Annotated in this window: 20 protein-coding genes and 1 riboswitch; of the genes, 4 read left to right on the forward strand and 16 right to left on the reverse strand. The window is 70.5% G+C overall.

Translation table 11 applies throughout. From position 1 onward, the window contains the following. Nucleotides 1-33: 33 nt before the first annotated feature. Nucleotides 34-798, forward strand: a complete 765-nt coding sequence (locus tag CU254_RS36250; protein WP_037715952.1) for a class I SAM-dependent methyltransferase — start codon at nucleotides 34-36, stop codon at nucleotides 796-798. A 49-nt stretch (nucleotides 799-847) separates the two neighbouring features. Next, nucleotides 848-910: riboswitch (guanidine-III (ykkC-III) riboswitch) on the forward strand. Between the two features lie 33 nt (nucleotides 911-943). Then, on the forward strand, nucleotides 944-1258 hold the full coding sequence (locus CU254_RS36255) for a multidrug efflux SMR transporter (protein WP_009084277.1): 315 nt from the start codon (nucleotides 944-946) through the stop codon (nucleotides 1256-1258). A gap of 3 nt (nucleotides 1259-1261) precedes the next feature. On the opposite strand, the gene CU254_RS36260 is transcribed toward CU254_RS36255, so the two are convergent. Then, nucleotides 1262-2116, reverse strand: coding sequence for a sigma-70 family RNA polymerase sigma factor (locus CU254_RS36260; protein WP_009084279.1), 855 nt, complete (start codon nucleotides 2114-2116; stop codon nucleotides 1262-1264). A gap of 139 nt (nucleotides 2117-2255) precedes the next feature. On the opposite strand from CU254_RS36260, the gene CU254_RS36265 reads away from it, so the two are divergent. Continuing rightward, nucleotides 2256-2987, forward strand: coding sequence for an SDR family oxidoreductase (locus CU254_RS36265; protein WP_037715954.1), 732 nt, complete (start codon nucleotides 2256-2258; stop codon nucleotides 2985-2987). Here CU254_RS36265 and CU254_RS36270 read toward each other — a convergent pair. The 7 genes from CU254_RS36270 to CU254_RS36300 all read right to left on the reverse strand — a co-directional run bounded on the left by CU254_RS36270 (nucleotide 2984) and on the right by CU254_RS36300 (nucleotide 10523). Beyond that, a complete protein-coding gene (locus tag CU254_RS36270; protein ID WP_037715956.1) occupies nucleotides 2984-3757 on the reverse strand; it encodes a type III pantothenate kinase in 774 nt (257 codons plus the stop codon). The genes CU254_RS36265 and CU254_RS36270 overlap by 4 nt on opposite strands. 46 nt (nucleotides 3758-3803) lie before the next feature. Then, nucleotides 3804-4298: an aspartate 1-decarboxylase gene (gene panD, locus CU254_RS36275; protein ID WP_009084286.1), complete on the reverse strand. Its 495-nt coding sequence runs from the start codon at nucleotides 4296-4298 to the stop codon at nucleotides 3804-3806. A 12-nt stretch (nucleotides 4299-4310) separates the two neighbouring features. Next, complete coding sequence (gene panC / locus CU254_RS36280) at nucleotides 4311-5219, reverse strand: pantoate--beta-alanine ligase (protein ID WP_009084288.1); 909 nt, start codon at nucleotides 5217-5219, stop codon at nucleotides 4311-4313. After that, nucleotides 5216-6118: a Rossmann-like and DUF2520 domain-containing protein gene (locus CU254_RS36285; RefSeq protein ID WP_009084289.1), complete on the reverse strand. Its 903-nt coding sequence runs from the start codon at nucleotides 6116-6118 to the stop codon at nucleotides 5216-5218. Before CU254_RS36285 ends, panC begins: the two co-directional genes overlap by 4 nt. 258 nt (nucleotides 6119-6376) lie before the next feature. After that, nucleotides 6377-7483: a PrsW family intramembrane metalloprotease gene (locus CU254_RS36290; RefSeq protein WP_037718563.1), complete on the reverse strand. Its 1107-nt coding sequence runs from the start codon at nucleotides 7481-7483 to the stop codon at nucleotides 6377-6379. Nucleotides 7484-8120: 637 nt separating this feature from the next. Next, nucleotides 8121-10001: a DUF6779 domain-containing protein gene (locus tag CU254_RS45110; RefSeq protein ID WP_009084295.1), complete on the reverse strand. Its 1881-nt coding sequence runs from the start codon at nucleotides 9999-10001 to the stop codon at nucleotides 8121-8123. A 69-nt stretch (nucleotides 10002-10070) separates the two neighbouring features. Continuing rightward, nucleotides 10071-10523, reverse strand: coding sequence for a DUF3180 domain-containing protein (locus CU254_RS36300; protein ID WP_009084297.1), 453 nt, complete (start codon nucleotides 10521-10523; stop codon nucleotides 10071-10073). 70 nt (nucleotides 10524-10593) lie between these two features. Between CU254_RS36300 and CU254_RS36305 the strand changes: the two genes are divergently transcribed. Then, a complete protein-coding gene (locus CU254_RS36305; protein ID WP_037715963.1) occupies nucleotides 10594-11532 on the forward strand; it encodes a MerR family transcriptional regulator in 939 nt (312 codons plus the stop codon). Between the two features lie 32 nt (nucleotides 11533-11564). Here the strand turns inward: CU254_RS36305 and folK are convergent, their stop codons facing one another. The 8 genes from folK to CU254_RS36345 all read right to left on the reverse strand — a co-directional run bounded on the left by folK (nucleotide 11565) and on the right by CU254_RS36345 (nucleotide 19690). Beyond that, complete coding sequence (gene folK, locus CU254_RS36310) at nucleotides 11565-12059, reverse strand: 2-amino-4-hydroxy-6-hydroxymethyldihydropteridine diphosphokinase (protein ID WP_009084300.1); 495 nt, start codon at nucleotides 12057-12059, stop codon at nucleotides 11565-11567. Next, entirely contained in the window at nucleotides 12056-12415 is a 360-nt protein-coding gene (gene folB / locus CU254_RS36315; RefSeq protein ID WP_009084302.1) for a dihydroneopterin aldolase, read from the reverse strand. Before folB ends, folK begins: the two co-directional genes overlap by 4 nt. Next, complete coding sequence (folP, locus tag CU254_RS36320) at nucleotides 12408-13214, reverse strand: dihydropteroate synthase (protein WP_050788356.1); 807 nt, start codon at nucleotides 13212-13214, stop codon at nucleotides 12408-12410. Before folP ends, folB begins: the two co-directional genes overlap by 8 nt. A gap of 26 nt (nucleotides 13215-13240) precedes the next feature. Further along, nucleotides 13241-13855 carry a GTP cyclohydrolase I FolE gene (gene folE, locus CU254_RS36325; RefSeq protein ID WP_009084306.1) on the reverse strand — a complete coding sequence of 205 codons (615 nt, stop codon included), beginning with the start codon at nucleotides 13853-13855 and terminating at the stop codon, nucleotides 13241-13243. Beyond that, nucleotides 13827-16232 (reverse strand): ATP-dependent zinc metalloprotease FtsH, encoded by a 2406-nt coding sequence (gene ftsH / locus CU254_RS36330; protein ID WP_100266973.1) that lies wholly within the window; start codon nucleotides 16230-16232, stop codon nucleotides 13827-13829. The genes folE and ftsH overlap by 29 nt, the downstream gene beginning before the upstream one ends. Nucleotides 16233-16438: 206 nt before the next feature. Beyond that, the gene (locus CU254_RS36335) at nucleotides 16439-17260 is read right to left on the reverse strand and encodes an ESX secretion-associated protein EspG (RefSeq protein WP_100266974.1); all 822 of its coding nucleotides are present in this window, start codon (nucleotides 17258-17260) and stop codon (nucleotides 16439-16441) included. 125 nt (nucleotides 17261-17385) lie between these two features. Continuing rightward, nucleotides 17386-18189 (reverse strand): ESX secretion-associated protein EspG, encoded by an 804-nt coding sequence (locus CU254_RS36340; protein ID WP_100266975.1) that lies wholly within the window; start codon nucleotides 18187-18189, stop codon nucleotides 17386-17388. A 79-nt stretch (nucleotides 18190-18268) separates the two neighbouring features. Then, a complete protein-coding gene (locus tag CU254_RS36345) occupies nucleotides 18269-19690 on the reverse strand; it encodes a hypothetical protein (protein WP_100266976.1) in 1422 nt (473 codons plus the stop codon). Nucleotides 19691-19696: the final 6 nt, after the last annotated feature.

Raw genomic sequence — 19696 nt, forward strand, 5'->3', positions numbered from 1 at the left:
TCCGGGGCACTCACGGTATTAGGGTGGTTACCCGTGAGCGATCCCGGCAGTGATGCGGAACTGCGTGCCCGGCGGGCTTCTTCGTTCGGCGGCCAGGCGAGCGCCTACGCCCGGCACCGGCCGGACTATCCCCGGACGGCACTCGAATGGGGCATGTCCGGAGCAAACCGACCGGTACGCGACGTGCTGGACCTCGCGGCGGGCACCGGAAAACTCACCGAGGGACTGGTCGCGCTCGGCCGTTCGGTGACGGCGGTGGAACCCGATCCGGGCATGCTCGCCGAACTGTCCCGGCGGCTCCCGGACGTTCCCGCGCTGCTCGGGAAGGCCGAGGACATCCCGCTGCCGGACGAATCCGCGGACGCGGTGTTCGTCGGACAGGCCCTGCACTGGTTCGAGCTGGCCCCGGCGTTCGCGCAGATCCGCCGGGTCCTGCGGCCGGGTGGCGTGGTGGTGGCGCTGTGGAATCACGACGACGAATCCGTGCCGTGGGTGCGCGAATTCTCCCGGCTGATCCGCACCGGCGTCAGCCGCGGGTTCGCCGATTCGGAGCAAACGCTGCGCGCGGACGGCTTCGGCCCGTTCGAACAGGACCGGTTCGCCCATCCGCACCGGCGCTCGATCGATTCGCTGCTGGCGACCGTGGCGACCCATTCGCATCTGCTCGTCGCGTCCGCACCGGACCGCGAGCAGCAGCTCGCGCGCGCCAGGGCGTACCTGGAATCCGTTCCGGAGACGGGTGCGGGCGAATTCGACTATCCACTGGTCACGACGGTTCTGCAGGCCCGCCGCGGCTGAGCGGCGACCGAAATCACCACCTCGTGCCTGCTCCGGAGTGCTAATTTCGGAAGCGGCGGTGCTCCCGCCCCGGACGAGCGCGTCGTACCCGGTGACGACAAGACGGCGCAGTGAACGTATCCGTCACTGCGAAAGGTTGTCGATCATGGCCTGGCTCGTTCTCGTTGTTTCCGGATTTCTCGAAACCGTGTGGGCCGCGGCGCTCGGCGCGTCGAAAGGGTTCAGCAGGCTCTGGCCGAGCGTGCTGTTCGGCGGCGCGCTGCTGCTCAGCATGTCCGGTCTCGCGTATTCCTTGCGCGAAATTCCGCTCGGCACCGGATACGCGGTGTGGGTCGGCATCGGCGCGGTCGGGACGGCGGCGTACGGGATCGTCGCGATGAACGATCCGCTCACCGTCGGCCGGATCACCTGTCTCGTGCTGATTGTCGCCGGGGTCGTCGGGCTGAAACTGTTCCACTGACCTTCACCCGAGCGAGATCTCCAGCCCGCGCAGCCGCTCCGGCGCGGAAATCACGTCGATCCCGGCGATCAGGTCGCCGTCGAAAACGAACTTGAGGACCACGGCCAGCCGGCCGCGCGGGGCGAGCACCAGGCCGGGAACGCCGTCGACCACCGCGACCTGCGTGCTGCGCGCGAGTTCCGAAGCGAGCAACGCGCCCTTGCTGACCGCTCGGACGCCGCGTAGCACCACCGGTGCCGCGCCGGTGTCCGAGTGCAGCACGACGTCGGGATCGAGCACCTTCAACAGTCCCGCGAAGTCTCCCTCCCGAGCAGCGGCCAGGTACGCCTCGACAGCGCCGCGCCGTTTGCTCGCGTCCGCTGGTACGGCTTCGCCGCCGCGCACCCGGCGGCGGGCCCGGCTGGCCAACTGCCGGACCGCCGCCGGGCTGCGGTCGAGAATCTGCGCGATGTCCTCGAACGGCACGGCGAACATGTCGTGCAGCACGAACGCGATCCGCTCGGCCGGGCCCAGGACGTCGAGCACGACCAGCATCGCCAGGCCGACGGAATCGGCCAGCTGGGCTTCTTCGGCGAGGTCCGCGCCGTCGTCGCCGCGATCGAGCGGGAACGCATCCAGCGAATCCTCCCGGCGGCGTTCGCGCGTGCGCAACAGATTCAGGCACACCCGCGCCACCACTGTGGTGAGCCAAGCAGGCAAATTCCGCACCTCGGAAATGTCCGCGCCGTCCGCGCGCAACCAGGCTTCCTGCACCGCGTCGTCTGCTTCGGCGAGCGACCCGAGCATGCGGTAAGCGACCCCGCGAAGCCGCGGCCGCTCTTCCTCGAATTGGGCCGCGAGCAAGTCTCTGTCGCTCACCTGTCACCCCTCCCCGCCCCACCACCACCCTCGACGGAGCGGCCGAGGCCGCGCTGTCACATTCCTGCCACGACCGGGTTCATCCCAGTAGGACACCCCCAGTGCCCGACCCGCGGCACTGTACCCGGAAGGAAATGCCATGACGACGATCTTGGTCACCGGCGGCACCGGAACTCTCGGCAAGCTGGTCGTTCCCGCTCTCGGCGACGCGAAGGTGCGCGTCCTCAGCCGGAACGCGAACGGCCCCGGCCGGTTCGCCTGCGACCTGATGACCGGCGAAGGCCTGGCCCCCGCGGTCGACGGTGCCGACGTCATCGTGCACCTGGCGGGCGGTCCGAAGGGCGACGACGTGGCGACCGCGAATCTGGTCCGCGCCGCCGAACGCGCTGGCACCGGTCACCTGGTTTTCATTTCGGTGATCGCCGCGGACGCGGTGCCGCTGGGTTATTTCCGCCGCAAGCACGAGGCCGAAAAACTCGTCGCCGCGTCGGACGTGCCCTCGACCATCCTGCGGGCGGCTCAGTTCCACGGGTTCTGCCTCAATGCCGTGCGGGCGGTGGCGAAACTGCCGATCGTGCCGGTGCCCGCGGTCAATTTCCAGCCGGTCGACGTCCGGGAAGTGGCCGAGCGGATCGCGCGCCTGGCACTCAGCGACCCGGCCGGGCGGGTGCGGGATCTGGCCGGGCCGACCGTGTACCGCATGGGCGAGCTGGTCGACAAGTATTTGCGGGCAAGCGGGCGGCGACGGCCGAAAATGCCGCTGCGCATTCCCGGCGCGGCCGGAAAGGTCTATCGCGCCGACGGCAACCTCAACCTCGACGCGGACACCGGCGTCCGCACTTTCGAGGATTATCTGGCCGAGCAGTTCTAACGCACATTCCGTTCGTACACCAGCCGCAGGCCGAGCAGCGTCAGGTCCGGCACGTGCTCCTTGATCGTCTCGGATTCGCCCAGCACCAAGGGGGCGAGCCCGCCGGTGGCGATCACCGTGACCGGATCCGAGCTGTCCTGCTGCAATTCGCGCACGATCCGCCGGACGAGCCCGTCGACCTGGCCGGCGAACCCGTACAGAATGCCGGACTGCAGGCATTCCACGGTGTTCTTGCCGATCACCGAACGCGGCGGGACGAGTTCCACCTTGCGCAGCGCGGCCGCGCGGGCGGCGAGCGCGTCCACCGAGATCTCGATGCCCGGGGCGAACGCCCCGCCGAGGAATTCGCCCCGGGCCGAGATCGCGTCGACGTTCGTGGAGGTGCCGAAATCGACCACCACGCACGCGGTGGCGTGCAAATGGTGCGCGGCAAGGGTGTTCACGAGCCGGTCCGCGCCGACTTCCTTCGGATTGTCCACCAGCAGCGCGACCCCGGTGCGCACGCCGGGCTCGACGACGACCTTCGGCACCCGCGCGTAATAGCGGCCGAGCATCACCCGCAATTCGCGCAGCACCGCGGGCACTGTGGACAGTGCGCTGATCCCGGTGACCGCGTCGGCGTGCGGGCCGAGCAGGCCGCGCACGGTGAGCGCGAGTTCGTCGGCGGTCATCCGCGCGTCGGTGCGCATCCGCCAGTCACTGACCAATTCGGTGCCGTCGTACAGCCCGAGCACGATATTGGTGTTGCCGACGTCGACAGTGAGCAGCAACGAGGTCTTCCTTACTGCGGCTCGCGCACGAGGCATCCGCGACAGGTCAGTTTTCGGCGTGCAGCAACGCGTCGAGCCGGCGCGCGTCCGCGGTTTCGGCCACCGGGAAGGTCATCGTGTCCTCTTCGGGCAGCGTGACCGTGCCGCTCAGCAGACCCGATCCGTCCGGCGCGTGCGCGGGGTCGTGCCCGCGCTCGACGATCCGGTTGTAATCGTCCACAAAGATCACTCGCGGCCGGTACGCGCGCGCCTCCGCATCGTCCATCTGCCCGTACGCGATCAGGATGACCAGGTCGCCCGGGTGCACCAGATGCGCGGCGGCCCCGTTGATGCCGAGCACGCCGCTGCCGCGCTCGCCGGTGATGACGTAGGTTTCCAGCCGCGCGCCGTTCGTGACGTCCACAATGGACACCTGCTCGCCCTCGAGCAGGTCGGCGGCCTCCATGAGGTCCTCGTCGACCGTGACCGAGCCCACGTAGTGCAGGTCGGCCTGGGTCACCGTGGCCCGGTGGATCTTCGATTTCAGCATCGTGCGATACATCGTGGACTCTCCCTATTCCCCTGCGTCCGGATCCCCGCTCGGATGTTCCACGGCTTTTCCGAGCAGCACTCCCGCGTTGTCGATCAACCGGGTACTCCCCACCCGGGCAGCGACCAGCAACCGCGCCTCTCCGTCGACGGGCGCCGGCCCCAAATCGGTTCCCCTCAATTCCAGATAATCCACTTCCACCTGGGGACGGGCCGCGAGCGTCTTCCGCGCCATTTCCAGCACGGCGTCCGCCCCGTCCCGCCCGACGTGCGCCCCGGCCGACAAAGCGGCCGACAGCACCACGGCGTCTTCCCGTTGTTCCGGCGTCAGGTAGACGTTGCGCGAGGACAGCGCGAGACCGTCCCGCTCCCGGACCGTCGGCACCCCGATGACGCGGGTGTCGATGTTCAGGTCCGCCACCATCCGCTTGATCAGCACCAGCTGCTGGTAGTCCTTCTCCCCGAAGAACGCGTAATCCGGGCGCAGCAGGTTGAACAGCTTCGCGACGACCGTCAGCACCCCGGAGAAATGCCCGGGCCGGACGGCTCCCTCGAGTTCGTCGCCGAGCGGGCCGGGGTTCACGGTGATCATCGCGTTGTCCGCGTACAGGTCCGAGGCCTTCGGCGTGAAGGCCAGTTCGACGCCCGCCTCGGCCAAGGTCGCCAAGTCGGCTTCGAGCTGGCGCGGGTACGCCTCGAAGTCCTCGCCCTCGCCGAACTGCAAGGGGTTCACGAAGATCGACGCGGCGACGACGGTGTTCGGCAGCCGCTTCGCGCGGCGCAGCAGTTCGCGGTGGCCGTCGTGCAGCGCGCCCATGGTGGGCACGAGCGCGACCTTCCGGCCCACACTGCGCAGCGCCTGGCTCACCTTGCTGACGTGCTCGGGCGGCTGGAACGTGTTGAGCGTTCCGCGCTGGAATTTCGGTGTCGTCACGGGGTCTGTCCTTCGGCGGGGTCGGCGAGAAGATCGGTCAGTTCGCCCGCGGCCGCGGGATCGAGCAGGCCGGCGGCGCGAGACCGCTGCGCCGTGCGCCGGGCCAGCGCCCGGTAGGCCGGGGCGATCTGCGGCGCCCGGTCCGCGAGCACGTCGAGGTGCTTGCGGACGGTGCCGAGATCACCACGCGGAACCGGTCCGGTGAGGGCGCGGTCCCCGTGGCGAAGGACATTGTCCAATGCCGCCGAAAGCAGCGGTGCGACGAGTCGTTCCGGATGCCCGATTCCGGCGTCGCGCAGGGTTTCGGTGCAGTCGGCGACCAGCGTCATCAGGTGATTAGCGCCGTGCGCCAGCGCCGCGTGGTACAGCGCCCGCGCGGATTCGGGCACCCGCACCGGTTCGGCGCCCATCTCGACGGCGAGCGCCTCGCCGACGTTCCACGCCGCGTCGTCGTCCGGCGCCGCGGTGACGCCGATGCTCGCCGCGACAAGACGTTCCAGGTCCTCCTCGCGGCCGGTGAAGGTGAGCACCGGATGCAACGCGAGCGGCAGCGCACCGGCTTCCGCGACCGGGGCCAGCACGTCGATGCCGTGCGCGCCCGAGGTGTGCACGACGATCTGGCCCGCGCGTACCGAATTCGTAGCGACCAGACCACGGACCGTGCCGGCGAGCGCGTCGTCCGGCAACGCGAGCAAAACGAGATCGGCTCTGCGCACGACCTCGTCGGGCGGCAGCAAGGGGACACCCGGCAGCAGCCGTTCCGCGCGGTTCAGCGAGGCCGCGGACAGGCCCGAAGCGGCGACTACGGTGTGGCCTGCCCTGGCCAATGCCGCGCCGAGGACACTGCCCACGCGGCCGGCGGAAACGACGCCCACGGCAAGGCGGGCCGGTCGGTTCATGGCGTGCGCCTGTGGACGCTCATGGCTCGAAACTCCTCATGTTCGTTCCAGTCCCGCTCTTTCGTCGCGGGTACCAGACGACGGCGCGAGAGTAGCCCCGACCCGGCCGGATCGCGGTGCCTGGGTGACCAGCTTCACCCGGGCGCCCCATCGCGCCCGTACCTTATTGGCGTTCGGCTTCTCGCGGTCCGCAGGAGCCCGAATCCCCCGGTGGGACGCCACTTTTGGCACGGTCGAGCTACCCCGGACGGGGAATGTTCACCGACTGTCGCGATTGTTGGCCAATCGCACCGCGTCCGCGCGCGCTTGCCGCAGTGCCTGCAGCAACTCTTCCTGCCGCTGCCGGTCCTGCTCGGTGCGCAACCGGGTACGCCGAAGGAATGCGAGTTCGGTCACGCTCGCCTGATATCGCCCGACCGCCCGTGCCGCCGCCCGCCCGGACTGCTTGCGCGCCTGCTTCCGCCATTGCCGCCGCCCAGGCAAACTGGCGAGCAATTCGATCTCCGACGGCGCGATCCACCGCGCAGCCGCCATCTTCGGCAACGCGGCGGCGACAATCCGCTGCTCCCGCCGCCGCTGCAACACGATCACGTAGATCGCGGCGATCAGCAGCGGCAAAATGACGAGGAAATACAGCGTGAGGAACGACTTCCCGCCGTTGAGCGTCGCCGCCGCGTTCCAGAGCGCGTGCAGGAAGACCCCGGCGAGATACCCGGCCAGCGGCGCGAGAATCCGAACCCACCGCTGCGCGTACCGAGCCGCGATCCCGAACCCGATGCCGGTCATCGCGGTGAACAACGGATGCGTGAACGGCGAAAGCACACCCCGCACGAGGAAAGCGGCGAGCACCCCCGAGTTGGCGCCGTCGCCGAAGCCGTGGTCAGCGAACGCGCGGCCGAAGTAATAGATGTTCTCGGTAAAGGCGAACCCAGCGGCCGCGAAGCCCGCGTAGACGACCCCGTCGACGATCCCGTCGAACTCCTCGTTGCGCCGCCAGAAGATCAAAAGGACAAAGACGCCCTTCGCGGCTTCCTCGACCAGCGGCGCGGAGACGAGCGTGCTCACCTTGCTGCCGTTGCCCCCGCCGAGAAGCAGGTCACCGAACGCCTCGGCCCCAGTGTTGATCAACAAGGCGGTGACGGTGGCAATGCAAGCGCCCCAAGCAAATGCGATCAAGAGCAACTTGGCCGGCTCGGGCTCCCACCGATCAACCCAGAGCAGCCCCGCGACCACCACACCGACCGGCACCAACGCCGCGACCACCCCGATCGCGACCGCCAGCCACCCCACGCGCGCAGTGGCGAGCCCGAAGAGAAAAAGCCCGCACAACGCCACGACGATCAACCCGAGCACCGGAAGGAGCACGGTGATATGCCGCGAACGAGAGGCCGTGGACGCAGAACCCGGCGGCGTGGCGGAAAGGGTGCCGTTCACGAGCGGTCACCATACGCAGGCCCCCCACAAGATGCCGGTTGGACGTACCCGGTTCAGCCCTCCGCGCGATGTGATGCTCGCCCCCCCGTCCGTGAGGGCCACCCTCACGAACTCAGAGTCCCTCAGGGTTCCCCTCACGACCCTCTCGCCGGACGTGAAGGGCTCCTTGAGGGAATTAGATTCCCTCAAGGAGCCCTTCACAGACCGCTCCCCGCCGACGCCGCCGAGATGCGCCCCAATGCCACATTGGTTGCGCCAGACGCACCGAACGCCACATTGGGTGCGTCACATGCACCCAATGCCACATTGGGGCGCTCCCCGCTCCGCCCAACGCAGCGACCCCCAAGCCGCGCAACAAACCGCCGCCGCTGCACCCAACCACCGGGGGCACCCACCCCTCCCCCAACCCCGATACAAAGCCGCCCTGCGGTTCGGGGGTGCTTGTCAAGGCATCTTTCCCGCCTTGACAAGCACCCCCGAACCGTCAGCACAATCAAAAATCGGGGTGCCCCACGCAACCCAGATCACCAGCAATGTCGCCCGCCAGGGCGACGAGCCGACCGAACCCTCAATCCTCAGCCCGACGCCGCCGCCGAGGACTCCCGTCCGTCTTCCCATTGGCCGCAAGCAATTCCGTAACCGACCGCCCCGAAGCATGATGCCCGGAAGCCGCCTCCTCAGCAGGAGCCTCCCAAGCCGGAGGCTCCCCCTCCGGCCGCCTCCGCCGCCCCCCGGACGAGGGAGCAGGAGCAGCCTCAGGCCGCCGCCGACGCCCCCCAGTCCCACTGGTGACCGAACTCCGCACCGCCTCCGGCAACGTCGGATTGACCGCGTCCGACCCCGGAGCCCCATGCCGCCCAGTAGGCGTGTCCTCAGCCAACGGCGACAAATCCGACCGAGAGAACTGCTCCAACCGAGAAGGCGCCCGAGCCGGCGCCTCCGCCGCGGCTTCCTTCTCCGAACCCGCCTCGCCGGAAGCAGGCTCAGCATGCCGAGCAGGTTCAACCGGAGCGGAAACCGCAGTCCGCTCAACAGCTTCCGCCCGCTGCGGAGCAGGCCGCGCCGCCAACCGAGGCACCGGCCGTTCCTCCTTCACCGAATCCACCGGAGCAACCGGCTTCACGGGCTTAACCGGCGGCTCCGGCTGACTCACCGGCGCAACAGTCCGAGTCGGCTGCGCATCAACCCGCGGCGCATCCTTCTGCGCCCGCGGAGCCCGCGCCTCCCGAACCCGCTCAGCCTCCCGAGGCAACGGCTCAGTCACATTGCGCGCCGCAGCACTCTTCTGCTCAAAAGGCTCCGGAACAACATGCGCCCCAGAATCTCCGGCAGAACGACGCTCAGCCTCATACGGCTCCGGCACCCGCTCCCCGCGAGGCTTCTCATACGGCTCCGGCGGCCGCTCCCCGCGCGGCTTCGGCGCACCCCCACGAGCCGCGACCTTGGGCTCCGGCGCACCCCCGCGCACAGGCCGCCCGCCATGCGATTCCGCCGCCCCGTTCCGCGGCTCACGCGCGGCGAAAGCATCCGCCACGCTCGCCCGCCCCTCGTGCGGACCCGGCTCGCTCCGGGGCACGAACGCCTCCGCCAGATTGGCCCGGGAATCCCGGCCGCCCCGCGGAGCGGGACCGTCGGCCTCGACCTCGTCCTCGAACGGCTCCGGCTCGGCAGGCGGTTCCGGCCGCTTCGGCTTGAGCCGCGGCATCTGCTGAGTGCGCAATTGCGTCGACCGGTCGCCATTCGGCCCGGAACCGTTCAATCCGGCACTGCTCGAACCGTTCGCGCCGGAAGTCCCATTGGTCTTCGCGGTCCCATTCGCCGGTGCCCGCCGACGTTCCGCGGGAGCAGCGTCGAGCACCCGGTCCATGAATTCGGTCGGCCGCTCCGGAACATCGACCGTCGGCTTCTTCGGAGCGAGCAGCTGAGCCGGTTTCTTGCCATTCCCGTTCTTCGACTCGGAACCGGCCGAAACGAGCCGCTGGTCGTCGTTCAGCGAGCGCATCCGGGTCGCCTGCGCGGTGAGCGCGACGCGTTCGAGCAGCACTTCGCCGCCGAACAGCGATTGCAGGCTTTCGCGGAGCGCAGCCACTTCGGCACGCAGCGCATCCAATTCTTCTCGCGATTGTGCCTGCGCGGCCTCGCGCGCTTCCGTTTCGAGTTCGAGTTCGTACTCCCGCCGGGCCGCGATCTCGCGTTCCAGCTCGAGTTCGTATACCGCCTGCGCCTCGGCGACCGCGTCCTCGCTGTGCGCCGCGTTCTTGCGGGCCCGGACAGCCAGGAAGGCGCCGATCAGGGCAGCCCAGAGCGCCGCGACGATCCCGAGCCGGAGGTACCGGAGGTCGTCGCTGAGCACCAATGCGAGGGTGGCGCCGACGGCGAGGAGCAATCCGACGACAAGCCACGGCCTGCCAGGGCGGCGGCCGTGCGAGTCGTCACCCACGCCAGTCATGCCTGACACCGTACCTTCTGGTGATCCGAATGAGACCTAGTCGGTACTTCGAGCGGCGCCCTCGAAGCGTTAACCGGTCGTCGTCCTTCGGTCCTCCGGCGGCGTCCGGCAGCAGTGCTCGAGCCACAAACCGGCAGCTACGAGCAGCGCCGACGACACCGCCCCGACGATCGCCGACTTGCTGTCGGAGACCGCGGCGACGAGTTCGTCACGTCGCGGGAAGGCGTAGAGGAACGCGGCCAGCCAGCCGCCGCCGAGAAACGCCCCGGCCAGCGACGACGCCTTCGCCAGCGCCACCGCCCTGGCGATCCCGACCGCGTTGCCGTGCACCCGGCCGGACTTGATCCGCGACCGGATCGAGAGCGCCAGCCCCGCCTCGGCGACCGCGAGCACCGCGAAGGTCACGCCGGCGAGCAAGGGCAGCCGCGGCAGGTCGCCGTAAGCGGCCTGGAACAGCACGTAGACCACGGCGAGGCCGAGGACCGCGGCCACGACCAGGTCCCGGGACCGCGTGAAGTGCATGACTCCACCGTACCGAGCCCGTTCTGGCACGCTTGACTCTCCAGCGACTGGAGACTCCACGATGCCTGACATGCCTGCCACCACGGTCTTCACGATCGGCGAACTCTCCCGGCGCACCGGGCTGCCGGTGAAGACCATCCGGTTCTACTCCGACGAGGGCCTGCTCCCGCCCACGCAGCGGACCGGCGCCGGCTACCGGCTGTACGACGCGCACGCGCTCGCCCGGCTGGAGCTGGTGCGGACGCTGCGCGAGCTGGGCATCGGCCTGCCGGACGTGTCCCGCGCACTGGCGCGCGAGACGACGGTGCGCGACCTGGCGACGAGCCACGTCGACGCCCTCGACGAGCAGATCCGGCGGTTGCGGCTGCGCCGCGCGGTATTGCGCGCGGTGCTGAAACGGGATTCCGAGCTGGAGGAAGTGAAACTGATGAATCGCATCGCCCAAATGCCGGACGAGGAACGCCGCCGTCTGGTCGACGAGTTCTGGGCCGAAATGATGGACGGGCTCGAGGTCGACCCCGAGTTCTACGCGCGAATGCAATCGGCGAAACCGGATCTTCCGGATGATCCGGCGCCGGAGCAGCTCGAGGCCTGGATCGAATTCGCCGAACTCGTGCAGGACCCGGACTTCCGGCAGTCCGTCCGCACGATGAGCGAACGGCATTCGGCCACGCGGGAAGCGGGCGAATACGAGCAGCCGACGAAGGCCCAGCAGGAGAACTGGGGCGCCTGGATGACCGACGCCCGGTCCGCGCTCGACGCGGGCCACGCGCCGGACTCCCCGGCGGGACGGGCGCTGGCGGACGCGGTCGCGACCGCTTCGGCCCGCCCCGACCAGGACCCGGCCGACCCGGCGGTCCGTTACCGGATGGCCGACGGAATCGCCGTCGGGGCGGATCCGCGCGCCGAGCGGTACTGGCAGCTGCTCGCGACCATCAACGGCTGGCCCGCGATCCCCAGCCGCCAGGAAGAAGTGCAGTTCCTGCTGGCGGCGCTGCGGGCCTCGTGAGCGCCGGCACCGGTTAGCACCGGCCTAAGCACTCACGACAAGGTCAGGTCGGGCCGCAGGACAACGCCCGCCCGGTCAGCCTCCGGCAGCCGGGCGAGCAGGTCGGCGGCCCGGCCGCGCCCGGGAACCTCGGCGTCCGGGTCGATCTCGAGCCACGGGATCAGCACGCTCGCCCGGTCCGGGGTCCCGGGATGCGGCAGCAGCAGTTCCGGATCGTCCGACGTGACGCCCTGCACTGTCACTACGTCGACGTCCAGCGTGCGCGGGCCCCAGCGCAGTTCGCGCACCCGGCCCGCCGCCTGTTCGGCCGCCTGCCCGGCGCGCAGCCACGCCCAGTGGTCTCGCGCCGGGTCGTCGACGACGCACAGCGCGTTCAGGAAATCCGGCTGGTCCTCGACGCCCCAGGCTTTCGTCTCGTACACGCCGGACACCGCGACGAGCGCCGGGCGCACCGCGTCGACCGCGCTGCGCAGGTAACCGAGCCGGTCGCCGAGGTTGGAGCCCAGCGACAGGACCGCGCGGCTCACCGCTCCCGCCGGACGGTGACCGCGACGTCGTCGAAGGTCAGCGGAATCGGCGCGGACGGCTTGTGCACGGTGACCTCGACGGCGGTCAGCCGGTCGTCGCGCATGACCTCGTCGGCGATCTTCCCGGCGACGCTCTCGATCAGGTCGTACGGCTCCCCGGCGACGATCCCGGCCGCCAATTCGGCCAGCTCGCCGTAGTGCAGCGTCTTGGTCAGGTCGTCCGACGCCGCGGCAGGCCCGAGGTCGAGCCACGCGACGATGTCGACGCCGAATTCCTGTCCGTCGCGCTTCTCGTGGTCGAAGACGCCATGTCGGCCGAACACGCGCAGACCCGTGAGCGTGATGCGGTCAGCCATCGGCCCGTCCTTGCTGCCAGGCCGCGGCCACCGCCACGGCGTCCAGTGAAGCCCCCACCTCGTGCACCCGCACGCCCCAAGCACCCGCCGCCGCGGCCAGCGCCGAGATCGACGCCGTGGCGACCTCGCGTCCGTCCGGCGGCCTCGGCACGCCGTCCTTCCCGGCCAGCAACCGGCCGAGGAAGCGTTTGCGCGAAGCGCCCACCAAAACCGGGAAACCCAGCTGCAGCAACGAATCCAGCCCGTGCAGCAACGCCCAGTCGTGCTCGGCGTGCTTCGCGAACCCGAGACCGGGGTCGAGCACGATCTCGCTTTCGGCGACCCCGGCCGCGATCGCCTCGTCGACCCGCTGCAGCAGCTCGCCGCGCACTTCGGCGACGACGTCGGTGTACGTGGCCAGCGCGTTCATGTCCTTGCTGTGCCCGCGCCAGTGCATCAGCACCCAGGGAGCCTTGGTTTCCGCCGCGACCCGCCCCATCGCCGGATCGGCGAGCCCGCCGGACACGTCGTTGATCACCTTCGCCCCAGCCGCCACCGCCGCCTCCGCGACCGCGGCCCGCGTGGTGTCGACGGACAGCACGACGCCTTCGGAAGCCAGCTGGCGGATCACCGGCAAGACGCGCGCGGCCTCGGTCTCCGCGTCGACCCGCGAGGCGCCCGGCCGCGTCGACTCGCCGCCGACGTCGATCAGGTCCGCACCGCGCGCCCACATTTCGCGCGCGTGCTCCAGCGCCTGGTCGAGATCGAGGTAGCGGCCGCCGTCGGAGAACGAATCCGGTGTCACGTTCAGCACGCCCATCACGGCGCACCGCCCCGGCCGGGGGATCACCGACGCCCCCGGATCAGCTCGATCGCCTCGGCCCGCGACGTCGCCGACGACCGCAGCATCCCGCGCACCGCCGACGTGGTGGTCCGCGAACCCGGTTTGCGGATTCCGCGCACCGACATGCACAGATGCTCGGCCTCGATGACCACGATCACGCCGCGCGGCTCCAGCTTCCGGTCCAGCGCGTCGGCGATCTGCGAGGTGAGCCGCTCCTGCACCTGCGGGCGGCGAGCGTAGAGGTCCACCAGCCGGGCGAGCTTCGACAGCCCGGTGACCTTGCCCTCGCCGTTCGGGATGTAGCCGACGTGGGCTACGCCATGGAAGGGGAGGAGGTGGTGTTCGCAGTTGGAGTACATCGGGATGTCCGTGACGAGCACGAGTTCCTCGTGCGATTCGTCGAACGTCCGCGCCAGCACCTCGTCCGGATCGGTGTAGAGGCCGGCGAACATCTCCTGGTAAGCGCGAGCGACCCGGGCCGGGGTGTCCTGGAGACCGTCCCGATCCGGGTCTTCGCCGCAGGCGAGCAGCAGCTCGCGAACGGCGCGCTCCGCCCGGTCCTGATCGAAGACCGGGCGGATGCCGTCTTTACTGCTTGTCTGATCCGTCGACGTCACGCCGATGCTGCCCCTCGTCCGGCTGCTGGCCGTTCGCGCCGTCGGCGAACCAGCCCTGCTCACGCGGACGGTCTTCGGCGGGGCGCCACGGCTGCTGGCCGCCCGGGGACGTCGCCGGGGTCCAGCCCGGAGGCGCCCCGTAGTTCGGCGGCCCGCTCTGCGCACCGCCCGGGCCACCGGGCTGGTAGCCGCCGCCTGCCGGACCGCCCGGCTGCTGCTGACCACCATACGGCTGGCCCCAGCGGCCGTTCGGCCCGCCCGGACGGCCGCCGTTCGGCGGCGGGGCGTACGGGTTCGCGTTCGGGTCCGGAGCCTGGTACGGCGGGCCGCCGGGCAGTTCGCCCGCGCCCGGGGCCGTGCCGACCGGGGTCGGAGCGGGCTGCAGAGCGGGCTTTTCCTTCTCCGGAGCGGGCGGGGGCCACGGCTCGCCGCGTTCCATCGCCAGCTCGCCCGGGGTCTTGATCGGCGGCTTGTCCGACGGCGTGCGCTCGCCGAACTCGTTGAAGACGGTGATGTGCGGGCGCTTCTCGACCGTCGCGAAGATCCGCTCGAGGTCCTTGCGCTGCAGCGTTTCCTTCTCCAGCAGCTCCATGACCAGGTTGTCGAGCACGTCGCGGTAGGTGTTCAGCACGTGCCACGCCTCGGTGTGCGCGGTCTCGATGAGCTTGCGCACCTCCTCGTCGATCTCGTGCGCCACCTCGAGCGAGTAGTCGGCCTGGCGGCCCGCGGACCGGCCGAGGAACGGGTCGCCCTGCTCCTGGCCGTACTTCACCGCGCCCAGCCGCGCGCTCATGCCGTATTCGGTGACCATCGCGCGGGCGATCTTCGTCGCCTGCTCGATGTCCGACGACGCTCCGGTGGTGGGCTCGTGGAACACGAGCTCCTCGGCCGTGCGGCCGCCCATCGCGAACACCAGCCGGCCGATCATCTCCGACCGGGTCATCAGCTGCTTGTCGTCCTCGGGCACCAGCAGCGCGTGCCCGCCGGTGCGGCCGCGAGGCAGGATCGTCAGCTTGTACACCGGTTCGATGTCCGGCATCGCCCACGCGGCGAGCGCGTGCCCGCCCTCGTGGTAGGCGGTGATCTTCTTCTCCTTCTCGGAGATGATCCGGCTCTTGCGCGCGGGACCGCCGACCACGCGGTCGACCGATTCCTCGAGCGCGGCGTCGGTGATCACGTGCCCGTTCTCGCGGGCGGTGAGCAGCGCGGCCTCGTTCAGCACGTTGGCCAGGTCCGCACCGGACATGCCGACGGTGCGCTTGGCCAGCCCGGTCAGGTCAGTGCCCTGCGCGATCGGCTTGCCCTTGGCGTGCACCTCGAGAATCGCCTTGCGGCCGAGCAGGTCCGGCGCGGACACCGGGATCTGCCGGTCGAACCGGCCCGGGCGCAGCAGCGCCGGGTCGAGGATGTCCGGGCGGTTGGTGGCCGCGATCAGGATGATGCCGCCGCGGGCGTCGAAGCCGTCCATCTCGACCAGCAGCTGGTTCAGCGTCTGCTCGCGCTCGTCGTGGCCGCCGCCGAGGCCGGCGCCGCGCTGGCGGCCGACCGCGTCGATCTCGTCCACGAAGATGATGCACGGCGCGTTCTGCTTCGCCTGTTCGAAGAGGTCGCGGACCCGGGAAGCGCCGACGCCGACGAACATCTCGACGAAGTCCGAACCGGAGATCGTGTAGAACGGCACGCCCGCTTCGCCCGCGACCGCACGCGCGAGCAGCGTCTTACCAGTACCGGGCGGCCCGTAGAGCAGCACGCCCTTCGGGATCTTCGCGCCGAGCGCCTGGTAGCGCGCCGGGTTCTGCAGGAAGTCCTTGATCTCGTACAGCTCTTCGACCGCTTCGTCCGCGCCCGCGACGTCGCCGAAGGTCGTCTTCGGCATGTCCTTGTTGAGCTGCTTCGCCTTCGACTTGCCGAAGTTCAGGACGCGGTTCCCGCCGCCCTGGGCGTTGTTCATCATCCACATCAGGAGGCCGAGCACCAGCGCCAGCGGGATCGCGAAGATCAGGATCTGGGTCAGCAGGCTCTGCTGGGTGACCTTGGTGGTGAACTTGATCGGATGGTTCGCCTGGTTGTCGACGTTCGCGCCGAGAAGCTCTTTGTAGATGTCGTCGGTCGCACCGCCGGGGAACTGCGCGAGGACCTTGTCGGTCTGCTGGCCGTCGATGTCGATCTTCTGCGTGAGCAGCAGTTTGAGCTGCTGCTCCTTGTCCTCGAGGCTCGCTTCCTTGACGTGTCCAGCCTTGACCTGCTGCATCGCCGTGGAGATAGGAGCCTCGGTGTAGCTACGATCACTGTCGAAGATCGTGTTGTAGGCGAACACCGCCAGCAACCCCGCGACGATCCACAGCAGTGGGTTCCTGAGCACGCTCTTCCGGTTCATACGACTCGGCCCTTGCGGCCTCGACCCTCCCTGGTTGGGCGGCTCCTGTGATACCCGCCATCGCGATCTTGACAACCCGTGGGCGCCGCAGGGCACCCGTCCCACCAGGGTACCGTCCGGGCGGGCGGGGAAGCCTGGCGAGCCTCTCGCAGGTCAACGGCCAATCCCGCGCGAGGGTTCCCGGTCCGGGACGTGACGTCGCCCCGCTAGCGGGTGTCGACCGCCACCGAGGCCACCATTTCACCCAGCCTGCTCCGCAGCGTGGCCGGGTCCGCCGGGGCGACGGTGACCCATTCGCGGCCGTCCGAACCCGCCCTCGACAAGCTCAAATACCGTCCGGTGGCGGTGTCGAACCAGCCGAGCACCCGCGACCGCTGCCGGGTTCCCAGCGCTGACCGGCTGTTCGCTGCGAGCTGACCGCCGCGCAGCCGAGGCTGGCCCGCGATGAGCGCGTAGGTCTCGCGCGGGTCGACGGTGGCGCGCTCGCTGAGCGACTGCCGCTTCGCCCGCCGTCCGCCCTTGTCCTCGGACTGCCCGCCGCCCGCGGCGACCGGAACCCGGATCGGCTGGGTGTGCAGCGCCTCGTCCAGCGGAAGCGTGACCGACGCCTCACTGCCGCGCGGGCCGCCGGGCAGCAGTTCGACGATCGTGGACACCAGCCCGTCCGGCGGGATCGCGCGCAGCCAGATGCCGTCGGCGTCCTGGATCGCGACCACGCCGGTGCGCTCGTCGCCCGCGGCGAGCAGCGCGACCGGATGCGCCTCGAACTGCGGGATGTGCAGCGCGTCGATCGAATGCGGGGCGCGCGCGAGCAGCGTCAGCCAGTCTTCGACGTCGGGTTCGACCCGGCCGCGCGCGTCGCGGACGCCGCGGGCCTTCAGCTCGGTGTCGACCCGGTGCCGCAGCGACACGCGCTCGTTCTCGGTCGCGCCGTGCGAGCGCACGCGCAGCGGGTAGGGCAGCTCGCCCAGCTCCATCGACTCCCACAGGAAGTCGAACGCGAGCGGCGAGAAGAACTCTTGGTGCATCCGGTGCTGCTCACCCTCCGGTCAACGATTTCCCGCCCAGCGTAGCGCCGGATCCGCGGTCTTCAAGCGCCCCAATGCCACCATGGGGCGGGTTCAGCTCAGCGGGCCCGGGGCCGGTCGGCTGGTCAGAACGCGCCCGCGCTGGCCTGGTCGGCCACCCCGGCGAGCATTTCGCCGAGCCGGTGCCGCAGCGTCGCCGGGTCGGCGGGCGCGATGGTGATCCAGTCGCGTCCGTCGTGGCCCTGGCTTGCCTGCGTGAAGTACCGGCCGGTTTCGGTGTCGAACCAGCTCAGCACCGCCGACCGGCTGCGGCCGCCGAGACGGTTGCGGGCGTTCGCGCCGATCTGGCCGCCGCGCAGGCGCTGCTGGGCGTGCAGCCGGGCGAGTGCCTTGCGGTCCTCGTCGACGCTCGCGCGGCCGGACGCGTCGACCTGGTTGCCGCGCCGCTGCATGAAGTCGACCCCGGACGCGCCGACCAGCTGCTCCAGCGGCACGGTGATCGACTTCTCGGTGCCGCGCGGAGCGCCCGGCAGGAGCGAGATGATCGCCGTGGCCAGGCCGTCCGGCGCGCACGGGTGCAGATGCAGCCCGCGCTGGTCCTGCACGGCGAACAGGCCTTCGCCGTTGGCGCTGCCCGCGACCGCGAGCAGCGGTTCGCCGTTCGGGTCGAGCAGCTGGACGGTGTCGAGGCTGACGTCCGGCGAGGCGAGGATGCCGAAGTAGTCCTCGACGTGCGGGGCGGGCCTGCCCCGGTTGTCGGCGAGCCCCCGGTCGGCCAGTGCGCCGAGCGTGCGCGTGCGCAGCGCCGAGCGCTCGTCCATCGTCGCGCCGTGCGAACGGATCCGCAGCGGATACGGCAGCTCGCCCATCCCGGCCGACTCCCACAGGAAGTCCACCTCGATCGGCGCGAGCAGCTCCGCGTTCGGCATCGACCAACCCCCTACCCCGAGTGTTTGCGAACGCTCGCGGGCGCGTGACCGGTCCGGTCACGCGCCCGCGAGAGGTGCGTCAGTTGTCGTCGTCCGACCACGCGCCGATGACCGGCGGCGGAGTGGCCTGGTTGGCCCCGAACGCGTCGTCCGGGTCCGGTTCGATGAGGAACGAAGCGTGCGTGTGCTCCTCGTCCTCTTCGCCGGCGCCGTGCGCGCCCGCCCCGCCCATGCCGCCCATCGGGCTCATGCCCTGCGACTGGCCGATGGTGCCGCCCGCCGGGACGACGCCCTGCTGCTGCGGGGCCGCCGACGCGGCGCTCTGCCCGCTCTGGTGCTCGGCCGCCGCGGAGGTCTTGCCTTCCTCCTCCTTGCGCGAACCGCTGCGGTTGCCCTCGCCGAGCTTGCCGCCGGCGAACCCGGCTCCCGCGCCGATGGCGCCGAGGCCGAGCGCGGCGCCGACCCCGCTGCCGCCCGTGCTCGCGGGAGCGGAGGCGATCGGAGCCGAGCCGACGCCGACGCCGGAACCGGTGCCGACGCCGGCACCCGCGGCGAGCCCGCTGCCGCCCTCGAAGCCGGCGGTGCCGTACTTGCCCGAGTCGGCCGAAACGTGCGCCGGGGCGCCGTGTCCGGCCACGCCCGCGCCGCCGACCGCGCCGTGCGCGCCCACCGTGCCGAAGCTGGCCGGGGAGCCGAGCGCGCCCGGAGCGTCGGTGTGGCCGATGTCGTTGACGTTGTTGAACGAGTTGCCGTTGAAGTGCGTCGCCGTCGGCTTCATGCCGAGCGAGTCCGGGCCGAAGCTCGGGGTGGAGCTGTCGACCTCGCTCATCGCCTGGGTGTAGGCGTTGAAGAACGCGACCTGCTGCGCCTTGACGTCGTTCGCCGCGTCCGCCTGCGCCTTCTGGTCCGCGGCCAGCGCGGCCGGACCGCCCGCGAGCGCGGCCGCCATGGCCTGCTTCGGGTCGTAGTCGCGCGGGGCGGGCATCTTCTTGACCTCGGCGGCCGCGGCGGCCTGGCGGGCGAGCCGGTCGGCCATCGTGTGCGCGGCGTCCGAGGCCTGCGTGCCCGAGTTGGCGATCGCCACGAGCGCGCCCTGCGCGCCCGCCGCACCCTGGCCGACCCAGACGTTGCCCAGTTCGGTGATCGCGTTGTACAGGTCGTCGGACGCCTGCTTCAGCTCGGTGCCGTGCTTGGCCCAGTGCTGCCCGGTGGACTCGGCGGTGCCCGGGTCGTTGTCCGTGGTCGCGCCGACGTAGAGCTGGTGGCTTTCCTGCGCCTGCCAGTTCGGCGGGTTGCCGATGGCGCGGTCGCCGCCGATCTCGAAGCCGCCGGAGCTGCTGCGCGCCGACGCGACGATGTCGCTGGCCGCGGGGTTCGAGCCCATCGCCACGGTCGAGCCCGGCGCCGGGGCCGAGGACGACGTGCCGTAACCGGAAGTGTTGTAGCCCGAGCCGTCCGGGACGGAGCCGCCCGGGGCCGAGGTGCTGGTGTTCGGTGCCATGACTGC

It is taken from the genome of Amycolatopsis sp. AA4 (genome assembly GCF_002796545.1).
Taxonomy (GTDB): Bacteria; Actinomycetota; Actinomycetes; order Mycobacteriales; family Pseudonocardiaceae; genus Amycolatopsis.

Excerpts from the sequence above, each read along its gene's own strand:
- CU254_RS36255 (WP_009084277.1), top strand. The coding sequence starts at position 944 with ATGGCCTGGCTCGTTCTCGTTGTTTCCGGATTTCTCGAAACCGTGTGG.
- CU254_RS36265 (WP_037715954.1), top strand. The coding sequence starts at position 2,256 with ATGACGACGATCTTGGTCACCGGCGGCACCGGAACTCTCGGCAAGCTG.
- panD (WP_009084286.1), bottom strand. The coding sequence starts at position 4,298 with ATGTATCGCACGATGCTGAAATCGAAGATCCACCGGGCCACGGTGACC.
- CU254_RS36285 (WP_009084289.1), bottom strand. The coding sequence starts at position 6,118 with ATGAACCGACCGGCCCGCCTTGCCGTGGGCGTCGTTTCCGCCGGCCGC.
- CU254_RS45110 (WP_009084295.1), bottom strand. The coding sequence starts at position 10,001 with ATGACTGGCGTGGGTGACGACTCGCACGGCCGCCGCCCTGGCAGGCCG.
- CU254_RS36300 (WP_009084297.1), bottom strand. The coding sequence starts at position 10,523 with ATGCACTTCACGCGGTCCCGGGACCTGGTCGTGGCCGCGGTCCTCGGC.
- CU254_RS36305 (WP_037715963.1), top strand. The coding sequence starts at position 10,594 with ATGCCTGCCACCACGGTCTTCACGATCGGCGAACTCTCCCGGCGCACC.
- folB (WP_009084302.1), bottom strand. The coding sequence starts at position 12,415 with ATGGCTGACCGCATCACGCTCACGGGTCTGCGCGTGTTCGGCCGACAT.
- folP (WP_050788356.1), bottom strand. The coding sequence starts at position 13,214 with ATGGGCGTGCTGAACGTGACACCGGATTCGTTCTCCGACGGCGGCCGC.
- ftsH (WP_100266973.1), bottom strand. The coding sequence starts at position 16,232 with ATGAACCGGAAGAGCGTGCTCAGGAACCCACTGCTGTGGATCGTCGCG.
- CU254_RS36335 (WP_100266974.1), bottom strand. The coding sequence starts at position 17,260 with ATGCACCAAGAGTTCTTCTCGCCGCTCGCGTTCGACTTCCTGTGGGAG.
- CU254_RS36340 (WP_100266975.1), bottom strand. The coding sequence starts at position 18,189 with ATGCCGAACGCGGAGCTGCTCGCGCCGATCGAGGTGGACTTCCTGTGG.
- CU254_RS36345 (WP_100266976.1), bottom strand. The coding sequence starts at position 19,690 with ATGGCACCGAACACCAGCACCTCGGCCCCGGGCGGCTCCGTCCCGGAC.